The sequence below is a fragment of the Paenibacillus sp. OAE614 genome (assembly GCF_040546645.1).
Lineage (GTDB): Bacteria > Bacillota > Bacilli > Paenibacillales > Paenibacillaceae > Paenibacillus_AQ > Paenibacillus_AQ favisporus.
The window spans coordinates 151,947-166,264 of the sequence record NZ_JBEPOD010000001.1 but is presented as its reverse complement, the minus strand read 5'-3'; the positions used below and the strand labels follow the sequence as shown (position 1 = coordinate 166,264).

The window sequence follows — 14,318 nt, the reverse complement described above, 5'->3', positions numbered from 1 at the left end:
CGTTGGCGGAGACAGTCATCGACATTCAGCAGTTGACCAAAAGCTACGGCACCCATAAAGCCGTAGACCATCTGTCCCTTCAAATCCGCCGCGGAGAAATCTTCGGCCTGCTCGGCCCAAACGGCGCAGGCAAATCGACCACCATTCTGATGCTTCTCGGCCTGAGCGAACCGGACAGCGGAAGCATCAACGTGCTGGGGCTGGATCCGACGCGGCGGCCGATTGAAGTCAAACGCCGCGTCGGTTACCTGCCGGACGACGTCGGTTTTTACGAAGACTGGACCGGCCTCGAGAACTTAAAGCTGACCGCCCGCCTTAACGGCATTTCCGACAAAGAGGCGGAGGATCGTTCGCTCTATCTGCTGAAGGAGGTAGGGCTGCAGGATGCCGTCCATAAGAAGGCCGGGAATTACTCCCGCGGTATGCGGCAGCGGCTCGGACTCGCGGACGTCCTGATCAAGCGGCCGGAAATCATCATCCTCGACGAGCCGACGCTCGGCATCGACCCTAAAGGGATCGATGAGCTCCTCAGCCTGATCCACGGCCTCAGCCGGGACCAGGGCTTGACGGTGCTCCTCTCCTCGCACCAGCTTCACCAGGTACAGCAAATCTGCGACCGCGTCGGTTTGTTCGTCAGCGGCAGGCTGCTGGCCGAAGGAAACCTGGAGACGCTGTCCCGCGTCCTGCTGACCGACACGCCGCTCTTGATCACCGCCGAGGTGGACCGGGCGGATGATGCGCTGCTGGCTGACCTTCAGAGCGTGGAAGGGGTCAGCTCCGTCCGGATCGCGAGCGGGGATCAGGACTCGATGAGGCCGGCGGAGGACCGGACGCGCCTGGAGATCGGCGTCAACGCCGACTGCAGTCCGGAGATCGCCCGGACGGTCGTCGCGTCGGGAGCGGCCCTTTACGGGCTGCAGCGCAAGGAATACGGCCTGGATGAAATCTACCGGCGATATTTTGCGGGAGGTGAGGAACTTGGAAGCAAGCGTTCTAAAAGAGCAGCTAAATAAAGCCTGGGACACGGTCAGCTCCCCATTTAAGGACGGCATCGGCCGGCTGCGGGGCACTGTTCCCTCCGACCGGGAGCGGTTCAGCCGGGCAAATGCGAACCCGGCGGCATTCCGCGTCCTGGTGCGCAAGGAGATTTCCGATCATGTCCGGAGCTGGCGCTTCCTGCTGCTCCTGGCGATCATCTTCCTGACCTGCGTCGCCTCGCTGTATACGGCGCTGAACAGCCTGCAGGACGCTATCAAATCCACGGACGGCTACAGCGATTTCGTCATCCTGAAGCTGTTCACCACCTCCGACGGCACCCTGCCGTCGTTTATCGGGTTCATCGGCTTCCTGGGCCCGCTGCTTGGCATCGGCCTCGGCTTCGACGCCGTCAACAGCGAGCGGAACAAAGGCACCCTGAGCCGCATCATGGCGCAGCCGATTCACCGTGACGATTTGCTGAACGCCAAATTTATCGCATCGCTCACCATCATCGGCTTCATGTTTCTCTCCCTCGGGCTGCTCGTGCTGGCCCTCGGTTTTCTGATCGTCGGACTGCCGCCGTCATTCGAGGAGCTGCTGAGAATCCTCAGCTTCCTGGTCGTCACGATCGTCTATATCGGATTCTGGCTGAACTTATCCATCCTGTTCTCGGTTAAGTTCCGCCAGCCTGCCACATCGGCGCTGTCCGGCATCGCCGTCTGGCTGTTCTTCAGCTTCTTTTACGATATGATCCTGAATTTGATCTCCTCGGGCCTTGCGCCTAACAGCGACACGGCTTCGATGGACGACATGGTCCACCATGTCAGCTTTATGCTCGGGCTGAGCCGGATTTCACCGTATACGCTGTTCAATGAGGCGACCTCGACGCTGCTGATGCCGACGGTGCGTACACTGGGGCCGCTCACGACGGAGCAGGCCTACGGCGCGATTGACAGCCCGCTCCCCTTCGGGCAGAGCCTGCTGCTGATCTGGCCGCAGGTCACCGGGCTGATCGCCCTGACGCTGGCCTGCTTTGCGATCTCGTACGTCATGTTCCTGCGTCAGGAAATCCGCGGGCGTTCCTAACCTATGCCCCGCTTGATGCACTTTGCGGAGGGAGGACATCTAACAAAGCGATTCCATGTTGCTTTTCCAGCCGCATAAGAGTGCATTTAGCAGTCGTCTTCTTGCGATGCGATATAACTAGTCCGTGTCTCCCAAACTAATGTATCATCAAAAAAGCAGTCCCTTTGGGGCGTAATGAACCCCAGGGGACTGCTTTTTGTGTGACGTAGTCTATTACATTTATTCAAACTCTCCGGCTGGATTACACCAGATGGTCGGTCATGGCCAGGAACTGCTTGACATCCTCTGCCGTCAGATCTGCCGCGCTCTGCCAGAAATCGCGGCCTGTCAAATCGGCGTTCAGGTGCTTCTTCGCCAGTTCCTCCACCGTCATGACGCCGGTATCGCGCAGCAGGGCGTCGTATTTATCGGCAAAGCCCGCTCCTTCCTGCAGCGCGCGTGCATAGATGCCGGTGCTGAACATGTAGCCGAAAGTATACGGGAAGTTGTAGAACGGCACGCCCGTAATATAAAAATGCAGCTTCGACGCCCAGAAATGCGGATGGTAAGACGACAGGGCGTCGCAGTACGCTTCCTTCTGCGCTTCTTCCATCAGCGTGTTCAGCTCCTGAACGCTGAGCAGACCGCTCTTCCGTTTCTCATAGAAACGGGTCTCGAACAGGAAGCGCGCATGGATGTTCATGTAAAATGCGACGCTCCGCTGGATTTTGTCTTCAAGCAGCGCCAGCTGCTCCTGCTCATCGGCAGCCGATTTTACCATCGCGTCCGATACGATCATCTCCGCGAAGGTAGAAGCCGTCTCCGCAACGTTCATTGCATACCGCTGGTTCAAAATCGGCAGCTCGTTCATCAGGTGTTGGTGATAGCCGTGTCCGAGCTCATGCGCCAGCGTCGAGACGTTCGAAGCGGTTCCGCTGAACGTCATAAAGATCCGCGTCTCCTTGCTGAGCTTCAGCGAGGTGCAGAACCCGCCAGGACGCTTGCCAGGACGGTCTTCCGCCTCGATCCAGGACTTGTCGAAGGCCATCTCGGCAAAATCAGCCATGCGCGGGCTGAACTTGCGGAACTGCTCCACGATCGTTTCCGCCGCTTCCTGGTAAGAAATCGTGCCCGAAGACTTGCTGATCGGCGCTTCCACGTCCACCCAGCTCAGACGGTCCTGGCCGAGCAGCTTGGCCTTGCGCTCCATATACTGCAGCAGCATCTGCTTATTGTCCTGGATGACATTCCACATGGCGTCCAGCGTCTCACGAGACATGCGGTTGATTTCAAGCGGCTCCTTCAGCACTTCGTCCCAGCCGCGGCGTCCGTACAGCTTCAGGCGGAATCCGCCGAGGTGATTCAGCGTATCCCCGCAGAAGTCGGCTTTGTCCGACCATGCCTGTTCCCACTTCACGAACATCGACTCGCGGGTCTCCTTGTCCGGACTGTCCAGCTTATTGGCCGCCTGCCCAGCCGACAGCGACACAGTCTCGCCGTTTTCCTCAAACGGAATTTGAATATGGCTGACGATCGTATCATACATACTGCTCCAGCCATGATAACCGTCGATAGCCAAATCGAGCGCGAGGCTCTCCATGTCCGGACTCATCATTTCGCGGGCTTGATCGCGGCTCTCGCTGAGGACGAAGGCCAACTGCCGCACCTGATCCCGGCCGATCCACTGCGCGAACGTCTCATCATCAGTCGAGCGGAGAATGTGGTCAAAGTCGGTCATGATTCCACTAATGAGCGCCCGAAGGGCCGCCAGGCGGCCGCCCAGCTGAACGGCCTTCTTATCCTGCTGGTTCTGCGCCTGCAGGCAGCTGACGAACGCGCTGGCTTCGGAGAGGCGGGCAATAGTGCCCTGCAGCGCTTCAATAAACCCGTCAAACGACTCGGTCTCTTTGAGGCTCGCCGGGGCCTTGGCTGCCTTGATTTCGCCCTGAAGGCTCTTCAGATCCTGCTCCAGGGAGTGAAGGAAGGTATCGAACTCGGCGGAAGCGGAGCCGCCCGGAAATACGGATTCAAGATTCCAAGTTAATTTCAGGTCTTTGTTCATGTTCGAATCACCTTTCTCATCATCATTTTTATTTTATTTGATTGGCCTCATGGTAAGGTGTATAACTATAAAGACGAAACCCTTATGTTTCTGCCCGGCAAAACGGGCTTATTCATACAGAGGAGGGATACTCACCATGAGACCATTGCAAATTTCACCGGAGACCGCCGTGAAACTATCCGAGAAGCTGGGGGTTCCCCTGGAACACCTGATGCACATGCCGCAGCATATCCTGCTGCAGAAGCTGGCGGAGCTCGCCAAGGAAGAGGCCGGCAAGCAGGACGGCGATGAAGGAACCAAATCATGATTCCGTTCTCCAGAACCTGGCCTTACGACAAAGTGATGGGCGATATCTATGTACATGAATGTCCGTTCTGCGGAACGAACAATGTGAGGCTGCCCCTTAAGCCGGCTGAGCTTCGCAGCATTCATGAAGGAAAGAAAAAGCTGCTCGTCTTTCCCTGCTGTAACAACAGACTCCATATCATTGACACGGACAACGATTATTTGCTGTTCGACCAGGATATTCGCTGATCAAACCGGCAGATCTGCTCCGGAAAGAAAACACGCAAAGGCATGCCGTGATGAACACGGTCTCCTTGGCGTGTTTTTACGTTCAGGCGGGATTCATCTCGCCCGGCAGCTCCATTCGCTTGTCCAGCATTTCTTGCCGCAGCACGCCCCACTGCTCGCGTGAAGCGTGGATCATGGCTGAATCCACGATATTTTTATCATTGATGACTCTGGAGAACCACTTGACCGCCTGATGGAAATCGCCTGTCCGGCGGTTCAGTTCCCCAATCAAATAAAGCAAGCGCGCGTTGTTCGCTCCTACGCCTTCCAGCTCATACACCCGGATATAAGAATCCAGGCAGTATTTCAGAAAGCGCTGCTCCTGCTCCTCGTCGCCTTTATACCGGTAGAGCCAGGCAATATGGTGCAGAAGGCTTGCGATAATCCGATCCTTCTCTCCAATCGTCTGCGCGCACAGCAAGGCGAGCTTGTAGGTCTCAAGCGCAATTTCCCAATCCCGGTGTCCGCTGTAGTCCCGCTCGATCCAGCGCTTGCCGATTTTCTCGGCAAACTGCTTCTTCTGCATATCGCTCAGCCGTTCCGTTGAATGCTCCGTAGACGCAAAACCGCACTTCGGGCATACCCTGACCACATAATAGTCGGGATTCTCGTTGTTATAATAAGCACAAAAATCCGCATCCGTACGCACGGCCTTCTTAAAGCTCGGACGCACCCGTGACGTGGAAAATTGATGCTCGCAATTACAGCATACTACATTAATGGAGTAAAGAGGTTCCAATGCCACATCCATACATTCCTTTCATGCCCAGTGTCCTCATCGCTGCTTGTCTCTTTCCGGGCCTTCCGCCGCTGCTTACTCGAATGAATCATCAAAATGCAAAGTACATATGATTTCCATTATATCAAAAACCAAAAACAAAATAACCCCACAAAGTGGGCTCTGAGCTTTAAATTAGGGTCTCAGATCCTCTGCATGAGCCTCGCAGAAGGACAAGTCCCTATGCACAAAAAAAGGCGCTAAACGTAAGTTTAGCACCTTAGGACATCTTCAGTAACTGCTCCAATCCTCTTCGCCGGGATGGACCAGTGAGGCGCGAATGACATACACGAAGGCGCAGACAAGGAGACCGGCGACAATACTCATGTTCTCATCACTCCATCCATATATTTTAAATTTGAAATGAAGTTAGTTGTTGTACTGTATATTTTACCATATCTCCACCAAAAATACAGCCTTTATTGTAAACGCTTTCCCAACTTTTTTGTACTGTTTGTCCGATGACATTCATAAAATCTAGGAACATAGGTGTGATTCTCATGTCCCATATTCGGAAGGGAGGATGCGAATTTGTCCGTAAAAAGGCTGGGTTTACCGCTCATGATTGCGTCTATGGCCGGATTGTTAGTGCTGATGCTGTGTTACCCCGGCCCTTATTTGGAATCCGCCCTGCGGGGCTTGGCCATTTGGTGGGACGTCCTGTTTCCGTCGTTATTTCCCTTCTTCATCATTTCCGAAATGATGCTGGGCTTCGGCATCGTTCACTTGTTCGGCACGCTGCTCGATCCGCTGATGAAGCCGCTGTTCCGCATTCCCGGAAGCGGGGGATTCGTAGCCGCGATGGGGTATGTGTCAGGCTATCCCATCGGGGCCAAGCTGACGGCCAAGCTGTGGGAACAGAAAATGCTCAACCGGGAGGAAGGCGAGCGGCTGGTGGCCTTTACAACCTCTTCGGACCCGATATTTTTGATCGGCGCCGTATCGGTCGGTTTTTTTCATTATCCCAAAATCGCGACCATTCTGGCACTTTCCCATTACGGCGGCGGTTTTCTGATCGGCCTCCTCATGCGTTTCCATGGCAAACGGGGCTCGGTGACCGAAATTCCGGCTTCCGGAGCCCCGGTTCGCGGCAGCCGGCTGCGGCGGGCGTTCAACGCTATGCATGAAGCCAGAATGAACGACGGCCGAAGCGTGGGCGAGCTGCTCCAGCAGGCGGTCGAATCTTCGCTGAAGCTTATTATTGTCGTGGGCGGACTGGTTGTATTCTTCTCGGTATTTTTAGAGATACTTACCGAAGCGGGGGTAATGGCGTTCTTCTATCATCTGCTGGAAAATGGCCTGACGGCGCTCCAATTCCCTTCATCCCTCTCGGAAGCGCTCGTTGGAGGCTTATTTGAGGTTACTCTGGGCGCCCGTTCGGCGGGTGAAGCCGCCTCCTCCGTTCCGCTGCCCTTTAAGGCAGCTGCAGCGGCCTTTATCCTGTCCTGGGGAGGGCTCTCCGTGCATGCCCAGATCGCGAGCATTCTGCACGCCACCAATCTGCGCTATTTGCCGTTCATGATGGCGCGCTTGATCCACGGTTTTGTGGCTGCGTTCCTCGTTTTGTTTTTATGGGAACCGGTGATGGGACGTTATACCGATGCGCCTGCTTTCGCAAGCCAAAACTTCGGCTTTCTGGCCTCGGCCCAAGGCATCCGGGACTGCCTCGTCCTGTTGTGCATCCTGCTGGCCGGGATGACGGTGCTCTCCCTTCTGATCAGCTGGATTCAAGTCTTGTGGCGCGGCGTTCGCCGGACCTCCTGATCACGGAACATGAAATGGACGTTGTGTTATCCTCCGATATTGTTTATGATTCTTATAAACCCATTACAAAGGAGCTTACACCCTTGAGATACTATGTTCTGGATCGCGGGGATCAGTTATCCGTGGATTTAAGCGAGCAGTTCCATAAGCTTGCGGCGCAACGGGGATTTCAGCTGGATGCCGAATCACCGGAGATTGTCATTTCCATCGGCGGGGACGGCACCATGCTTCATGCCTTTCATACGTTTATTGACCATATTCCTGACATTGCCTTCGTAGGGGTTCACACCGGACATCTGGGATTCTATGCGGACTGGAAAGCGGACGAGCTGCCACAGCTGATCGAACTGATGAGCTCTGCGGCTAATTCGGGCTCCATTCGTCCGCGAATCGTCAAATATCCGCTGCTTGAACTTGAAATTCATAGAAAATCGGGCAACGCTTCCTATATCGCCTTGAACGAGTTCACTCTAAAAGGCGTCGACGGAACGGTAGTGGCCCAGGTGGACATCAACGACCAAACCTTTGAAATGTTCCGCGGCGACGGGATCTGCGTCTCTACGCCATCCGGAAGTACGGCATATAATAAAAGTCTTGGAGGCGCCATGGTGCACCCGACCATCGAAGCGCTGCAGATCGCGGAGATCGCCTCGATCAACAACCGCGTCTTCCGGACGATGGGATCGCCACTTCTGCTGCCCAAGCACCATCACTGCGACATTTTCTCCCGCAAAGAGCAACGGCTCTTACTCTACATCGATCATGTCAATCTGCAGGTGGACGACCTCATCTCGGTTCGCTGCCAGGTCGCCAAGGAGAAGGTCAGCTTTGCGAGATACCGCCCGTTCCCGTTCTGGAACCGTGTGCGGGAAGCATTTCTGGGATAGATCAGCATCAAGATCTTTATGTGCATGACAAGTTGCATAAGAAAAACGTCTATCGACGTACCTTCAAAGAAGACAGACCGCTTCTAGAGGAGGTTTTTCTTGCGAGATCAGGAAGCAGAAGCTCCGAAACTTATACTTTCTGATCTCATAACAAAAAGCGGCTCCTATACGGAACCGCTTTTTGTTTTCTCTTTGGGCTGCGACTCCCGGCTCTTCTGCAGTACAAAGTACGCGCAGCCGAAGTTGCAGTATTCGTTAATGTAATCCATCATGCCGGAAATGGCTGTGTCTTTGGTTGCTTTGGGATGCTTATCCCGGTAAAACCCTTTAAGCCGGAGCTGACTGTAGCCCCAATCGCCGACAATATAGTCGTAGCGGTCCAGCACTTCACTGTATCGTTCACGAAAGGCTTCAAGGTTCCAACCGTCTTTATGATCTTTAAGCACCTCATAATTTTTTCCGCCGATCAGAATCAATGAACTACCCCTGCCTTTCTGCCTGAGGTTATCGTATAATGGCGCCTATTTATGCTGTGCAGCGGATTGTACCTGCTCATGGGCATGGTAGGAGCTGCGCACAAGCGGTCCGGATTCCACGTGGCTGAATCCCCGCTTCATGCCTTCTTCCTTCAGAGCGGCAAACTCATCGGGATGATAATATTTAACCACATTTAAATGCTGCGGAGAAGGCTGCAAATATTGCCCGATTGTCATAATGTTGCAATCCACGGCGCGAAGGTCGTCCATCGCCTGCAAAATTTCATCCCATTCTTCCCCGACTCCCAGCATGATGCTGGACTTCGTCGGAATGTTCGGCTGCATTTCCTTCGCTCTGCGCAGCAGCTCCAGGGAGCGGTCATACTTCGCTTTGGCACGCACCCGATTCGACATGCGTTCCACCGTTTCAATGTTATGGTTCAAAATATCCGGCTTCGCGTCCATTACGGTCTTCAGGGCGTCCCAATTACCCATAAAGTCCGGAATCAGCACCTCCACGCTGCACAGCGGCAGACGCTTGCGGACAGCCTTGATCGACTCGGCGAAAATAGACGCACCGCCGTCAGACAGATCGTCCCGGGCCACACTGGTGATGACGCAGTGGCGCAGACCCATGTTCTCCGCCGCTTCAGCGACACGTTCCGGTTCCTGGAGATCCAACTCCGTCGGTTTTCCTGTATTTACTGCACAAAAACGGCAGGCCCGCGTACAAATATCGCCGAGAATCATAAACGTGGCGGTACGATTGGCCCAGCACTCATATATGTTAGGGCAACGTGCTTCTTCACATACCGTGTGAAGGGTCTTAGAGCGCATCATGCTCTTGATTTCCTGGTAATTGTCACCGGTTGTCAGTTTGATGCGAATCCAATCCGGCTTTGGCTCCTTGATGGTATTCGTAGGCAATGTTCTGACCTTCTTTCGCTATCATGGTTAGCTGCTGCATGTTCCATATTATATCATGAAATCAGCCAAAATACTTCCATTTCCAAGCACGGATAAATTCGAGGTTCTTGATTCACTCTAAGGCTATGTCGGTCCAGTCCGAATATTGAGCGAGGACTGCATCAAACTGGCAGGAGGTAGAGAACCGATGAAATACATTGTTCCGCACACACGGTGGCTCAAACGTTCGCTGACAGGTGTACTCGCATCGGCGCTGCTGCTGGGCTGCTTTCACCTTCCAGGCAAGGTGGACGCGGAGCCGGCGGCTCCGGAGCCTAACCAAGCCGCCAAATCGCTGGACCAGCTGAGCCGGACAGAAATCCTGGAGTCCAGAAAGGCACTCTATGCGAAGATCAGCAAGGCCACCAACATCCCTTGGTACAGAATTGCCGCGATCGACCAGTACGAACGGACCTTGACCAAAGCCCATCCAAAGGATCGCAAGCACCCGGAGCGCCTCACCGGCATCCTTATTACGGAACCGGCCTGGTCGGGAGTGTTCAATCCGGAATTGAACGATCATAACCCGCGGTCCATTTCCATCTTCAACGGGTACGGCCGCGACGGCTCCGGCGACGGGCGGGCAGATCCCGACAACGACCTTGATGTGCTGTACAGCATGGCGGATTATTTGCAGCGGTACGGCAAATCACAGGAAGATTTCAACATCGCGATGTGGGAATATTACCATAACAGCCGCTCGGTTCAACGGATCGAACAATTCTCCAAGCTGTATGAAAAATTCGGCACGCTGGATTTATCCGGGCATGCCTTCCCTCTCCCCATCAGCAGCAGCTATTCGTACCGGAGCACCTGGGGAAGCGGGCGGAGCTGGGGAGGTTACCGGATCCATGAAGGCACGGACATCTTTGCGAACTACGGCGTTCCCGTACGAAGCACCTGCTATGGCGTAGTTGAGCTCAAGGGGTGGAACCCGTTCGGCGGCTGGCGCATCGGCATCCGGGATTTGGACAACCATTACCATTACTACGCTCATCTGCAGGGGTTTGAAAAGTCCATCAAACAGGGGGATATCGTCACACCAGGACAAACGATCGGCTGGGTCGGCAGCTCCGGCTACGGGAAACCCGGCACGCAAGGTAAATTCCCTCCGCATCTGCACTACGGCATCTACCGTGACAGCGGCCTGGTCGAATGGTCGTTCGACCCTTATCCATCCCTCCGGCGCTGGGAAATGGAAGAGCGCAAAGCGCTGAAACAGAAAAAGGGATCCTCCTGAACCGCGTGTTCGGGAGGTCCCTTTTTCATATCGCTATACCAGGGCCGTTTAGTGCTTCCCTGCCTCCCCCGTTACCCCGCTCGTCGAATCCGTTGTTCCGGGGTTTTCCCCTCCCGGATGGATGCTGGGCGGGGTAACGGCCGCCGGGCTTCCGCCTTGCTGGCTTTGCGCTCCGGCTCCGGGCAGCGCGATGCTTGGCGCCGCGGCCCCGTTCTCCCCGACCGGCGTGCCCTTGCTGTCGTAATAATACATCGGTACGTTGCCGACGACCATCAGGTAGGAGACCGGGATTTCCGTATCGACGATTTCCGGCTCCATGTCGAACGGCACGACGACTCCCACTTCGACCGTTACATGAATGTAAATCTCCACGAGCACCATATTAATCCCCGCATCTTTTTCTCTCGTTTTCAGATCTACCTTGACCGCACCTTGAGGCTCGACCCGAATCGGAATATTGGGGCCGAAGGATGCAATGATCGGGCTGCCGAGCGCCTGGCCCAGCGGAATGCTCTCGGCCAGTTTATGTTTGTCCTCCAGCGTGGACTGAACCACCTTAAAGGTGCTTGAGGTAATTTTCATATGCTCTGCGTAATTCAGCATAAAGCCGGACACTTTGCCGGACGTATCCATTTTCCAATCGATCAGGTCATCCGCGTTCTCGCCTTCAGCCACCTGCGCAGCCACCGCTTCGTTAATGGCGTCGGTCGCAATCTGCTTCATGCGGATTTTGGCCAGGTACATGATGGGCGGCTTCAGATGATTTTCGACATAGGCGAAGCCCTGGAGCATAAGAATGAGAAAAACCAATGCACCGATCAGCCATACTCTCCGCCGGCTCCGGGGCCTGCTCGCCCCTCTGCTGCGCCATCTGGCCCTTCTTTTCATGCCGGAACCCCTCCTTCGAAGCCGTAGGTTACCTTATCAGCATATGCCCGGGCTTGGCAAAAAAGAAGAGCAAGCCCCACTCCTGCCAGGGAGCAGCCACTTTCGTATTTTGTTATACTGGTATCAACATTAGAGGAAGATCGTTATCCCCTTTTAACATAATATTTTTAAAAAATGAGCATCCCGTATCCTTTTCCCCCTGTTCAAACGTTATCTCTATAGAGGCCTCTACAGGAGTGTGATTAACATGTTAATCCGTCAATTCCATGGCACCGGATATCATCGCGAGGATATTTCGGAGCTGTACCCAAGTTTGAAAAAATTCTGCCTGAGCGTCACCCGCAACCGCTGGGATGCCGAAGATCTGGCACATGACACCATCGATAAAACGCTGCGCTTCTGCCTGAAAGACCCGTCATCTCCGCGCCAGCCCAGCCTGCCGCTGATGATGACCATTGCCCGCAACCATTGGATCGATCTCGTCCGTAAAAGGTCGCGTGAGTCGGCCGAACCGATGGTTGAGCCGCAATCAACCGATCACCCGATCGATACGCTTCTGTCCGGGCTCGACACCTTGATGGAGAAGCTGACGCCAAAGCAGCTGCTGGTGTTCTTGCTGAAGGACGTGTTTGAGAGCCGGGTGTCGGATATCGCCAGCATGCTGGAACTGAATGAAACGACAGTCAAATCACTGCTGCACAGGGCGCGCCGCAACATCAGCGGAGACACCGGCGAAGCAATTTCCCCGGACCCGCACTGGAAGGACGTCGAGCAGGAGGAGTTTCGCCATATCCTGCTAACCGCCATCCGGCAGGAGAAGCCTGAGCTGCTCCAGCGGCTAATGGAAGCTCTGCAGCCGGCAACGGACCGGGCCCCAGTGGTCGGTTTCGGCCGGACACGGATGTCCTCCGGATCGGGTATGTCCCTGCGCTGTGCGGCGTAGATCCTTGTGCCTTCCCATATAAAGGAGGCCATGAACATGAACACGATTCCTTACGTTGTGGAACAAAGCCGGCTTGGCGAGCGTTCCTATGATATTTATTCGCGCCTTTTGAAGGACCGGATTATTTTTCTCGGTTCTGAAGTGAACGACGTGGTGGCCAACAGCATCATCGCACAGCTGCTGTTCCTGGCCGCCGACGATCCGGAGAAGGATATATCCCTGTATATCAACAGCCCGGGGGGCTCTACCTCGGCAGGCTATGCCATTTTGGACACAATGGACTACATCAAGCCGAAGGTCACCACGATCTGCATGGGCCTTGCCGCATCCATGGGTGCGGTGCTCTTCCTTGCCGGGGAAAAGGGCATGCGTTATGCCCTCCCCAACAGCGAATTCATGCTGCATCAGCCGCTAGGCGGAGCCCAAGGCCCCGCTGCCGATATCGATATCACGGCGCGCCGGATTTTGAAGCTGCGAAGCAAGATCAACGATTTTATCGCGGAGAAAACCGGACAGCCGCTGGAACGCATTGAGAAGGATACCAATCGCGACTTCTTCCTCACCGCCCAGGAAGCACTGGAATACGGCATCGTGGACCGGATCATTACGCAGCCGGTAAAATAACCGAACGCTGTAAGCCCGGAAAAACTGCGGCTAGCCGAACTACCACCATGTACACAGAAGATTTATGCCCGCACGATCGTATGCAGCGCTCTGCCAGATTAAAAAGCCGACGGACTTGTCCGCCGGCTTTTTTCTGTCCTGTACCCGGCTCTCAAACCTGTACGACCTTTTCCATGACGGGTTTTCAGAGCTTGTAGAACCTTCCGAATCCTATTGGCCTGCATTATATTGGCTTTTCATTCAAATATCCAGGTCGGTCAGGCGCAAATTTTCATTTCGTCTGCCATACTTGTATGGTAGTATGGAAGTGTCAGGAGGTATCCATGAAATGGATGAAACTATGCTCCAATCCGGTTCAGCCGGAAATCTCGTGTACCAACAGCTCAAGCAGCAAATTGTCAGTCTGGAGCTTCCCCCGGGTACGGCCCTGTCCGAGAAAGAAACATCCCTGACCTTCCACGTCAGCCGGACGCCGGTTCGGGAGAGCTTCGTACGCCTGGCCCAGGAAGGCCTGCTGCTGGTGCTGCCTCAAAGGGGAACCCGTGTCTCGCTGATCGATCCGGACATGGTGGAGGAAGCCCGGTTCATGCGTGAGCAGCTGGAGAAGGCCGTCATCCGTCTCGCCTGCGAGTCCTTTCCCGCAGACAAGCTGCAGGAGATGGAGAACAATCTCGTAATGCAGCAGGAGAGCATGAAGCGGCTTGACGGCAAGCGAATGTTTGAGCTCGACGAGGCTTTTCACCGAATCCTGTTTGAGGGCGTCCGGAAAATGGGCACATGGAACGTCATTCAGCAGATGAACGCGCATCTGAACCGCACCCGCGTGTTATGGCTGTCGTTGGATCCGCACTGGGGGAACCTGTTTGAGCAGCACCGGGAAATGATCCAAGCCATCCGCAGCCGGAATGCGGACCTTGCCGAACGGATCATGAAGGAGCATCTAACCCTCAGCATTTCGAACCTCCCGGTCCTGAAACAGCGCTACCCGGAATATTTCAAGTAAGTCATGCTGGCCTGTGTAGCAAGGCCGCCGGAGCATGCCATACCGGTACCGGCAATAGTGCCGATAAAATG

At 54.9% G+C, this 14,318-nt stretch carries 15 protein-coding genes; 10 read left to right on the top strand and 5 right to left on the bottom strand.

Translation table 11 applies throughout. The features are described 5' to 3' along the window. Positions 1-2 precede the first annotated feature (2 nt). Complete coding sequence (locus tag ABIE48_RS00885; protein ID WP_192716226.1) at positions 3-1,013, top strand: ABC transporter ATP-binding protein; 1,011 nt, start codon at positions 3-5, stop codon at positions 1,011-1,013. Next, the gene (locus ABIE48_RS00880) at positions 979-2,064 is read left to right on the top strand and encodes an ABC transporter permease (protein ID WP_483312639.1); all 1,086 of its coding nucleotides are present in this window, start codon (positions 979-981) and stop codon (positions 2,062-2,064) included. The genes ABIE48_RS00885 and ABIE48_RS00880 overlap by 35 nt, the downstream gene beginning before the upstream one ends. A gap of 241 nt (positions 2,065-2,305) precedes the next feature. Here ABIE48_RS00880 and ABIE48_RS00875 read toward each other — a convergent pair whose 3' ends face one another. Beyond that, positions 2,306-4,105, bottom strand: a complete 1,800-nt coding sequence (locus tag ABIE48_RS00875) for a M3 family oligoendopeptidase (protein WP_192716224.1) — start codon at positions 4,103-4,105, stop codon at positions 2,306-2,308. 136 nt (positions 4,106-4,241) lie between these two features. Between ABIE48_RS00875 and ABIE48_RS00870 the strand changes: the two genes are divergently transcribed. Together ABIE48_RS00870 and ABIE48_RS00865 are read left to right on the top strand one after the other, a co-directional pair. Next, positions 4,242-4,412, top strand: coding sequence for a YycC family protein (locus ABIE48_RS00870; protein ID WP_076175142.1), 171 nt, complete (start codon positions 4,242-4,244; stop codon positions 4,410-4,412). Continuing rightward, positions 4,409-4,639 (top strand): hypothetical protein, encoded by a 231-nt coding sequence (locus ABIE48_RS00865; RefSeq protein ID WP_076175144.1) that lies wholly within the window; start codon positions 4,409-4,411, stop codon positions 4,637-4,639. The genes ABIE48_RS00870 and ABIE48_RS00865 overlap by 4 nt, the downstream gene beginning before the upstream one ends. An 82-nt stretch (positions 4,640-4,721) precedes the next feature. Here ABIE48_RS00865 and ABIE48_RS00860 read toward each other — a convergent pair whose 3' ends face one another. Next, the gene (locus tag ABIE48_RS00860) at positions 4,722-5,423 is read right to left on the bottom strand and encodes a DUF2225 domain-containing protein (protein WP_192716607.1); all 702 of its coding nucleotides are present in this window, start codon (positions 5,421-5,423) and stop codon (positions 4,722-4,724) included. 564 nt (positions 5,424-5,987) lie between these two features. Between ABIE48_RS00860 and ylbJ the strand changes: the two genes are divergently transcribed. Continuing rightward, on the top strand, positions 5,988-7,220 hold the full coding sequence (gene ylbJ / locus ABIE48_RS00855; RefSeq protein WP_192716223.1) for a sporulation integral membrane protein YlbJ: 1,233 nt from the start codon (positions 5,988-5,990) through the stop codon (positions 7,218-7,220). An 83-nt stretch (positions 7,221-7,303) separates the two neighbouring features. Further along, positions 7,304-8,107, top strand: a complete 804-nt coding sequence (locus tag ABIE48_RS00850) for an NAD kinase (RefSeq protein WP_076175238.1) — start codon at positions 7,304-7,306, stop codon at positions 8,105-8,107. Between the two features lie 164 nt (positions 8,108-8,271). On the opposite strand, the gene ABIE48_RS00845 is transcribed toward ABIE48_RS00850, so the two are convergent. Next, the gene (locus tag ABIE48_RS00845; protein ID WP_076175150.1) at positions 8,272-8,583 is read right to left on the bottom strand and encodes a YutD family protein; all 312 of its coding nucleotides are present in this window, start codon (positions 8,581-8,583) and stop codon (positions 8,272-8,274) included. Positions 8,584-8,628: 45 nt separating this feature from the next. Next, positions 8,629-9,510, bottom strand: coding sequence for a lipoyl synthase (gene lipA / locus ABIE48_RS00840; RefSeq protein ID WP_234489770.1), 882 nt, complete (start codon positions 9,508-9,510; stop codon positions 8,629-8,631). 187 nt (positions 9,511-9,697) lie between these two features. On the opposite strand from lipA, the gene ABIE48_RS00835 reads away from it, so the two are divergent. Then, positions 9,698-10,789 (top strand): M23 family metallopeptidase, encoded by a 1,092-nt coding sequence (locus tag ABIE48_RS00835; RefSeq protein WP_192716222.1) that lies wholly within the window; start codon positions 9,698-9,700, stop codon positions 10,787-10,789. A gap of 48 nt (positions 10,790-10,837) precedes the next feature. Here ABIE48_RS00835 and yunB read toward each other — a convergent pair whose 3' ends face one another. After that, a complete protein-coding gene (gene yunB / locus ABIE48_RS00830) occupies positions 10,838-11,677 on the bottom strand; it encodes a sporulation protein YunB (protein ID WP_192716221.1) in 840 nt (279 codons plus the stop codon). Positions 11,678-11,924: 247 nt separating this feature from the next. Between yunB and ABIE48_RS00825 the strand changes: the two genes are divergently transcribed. From ABIE48_RS00825 to ABIE48_RS00815, 3 genes are all read left to right on the top strand, one after another. Then, positions 11,925-12,620, top strand: coding sequence for a sigma-70 family RNA polymerase sigma factor (locus tag ABIE48_RS00825; RefSeq protein ID WP_192716220.1), 696 nt, complete (start codon positions 11,925-11,927; stop codon positions 12,618-12,620). 30 nt (positions 12,621-12,650) lie between these two features. Continuing rightward, on the top strand, positions 12,651-13,244 hold the full coding sequence (gene clpP / locus ABIE48_RS00820; protein ID WP_260845656.1) for an ATP-dependent Clp endopeptidase proteolytic subunit ClpP: 594 nt from the start codon (positions 12,651-12,653) through the stop codon (positions 13,242-13,244). Between the two features lie 328 nt (positions 13,245-13,572). Next, positions 13,573-14,247: a GntR family transcriptional regulator gene (locus ABIE48_RS00815; RefSeq protein WP_116231811.1), complete on the top strand. Its 675-nt coding sequence runs from the start codon at positions 13,573-13,575 to the stop codon at positions 14,245-14,247. Positions 14,248-14,318: the final 71 nt, after the last annotated feature.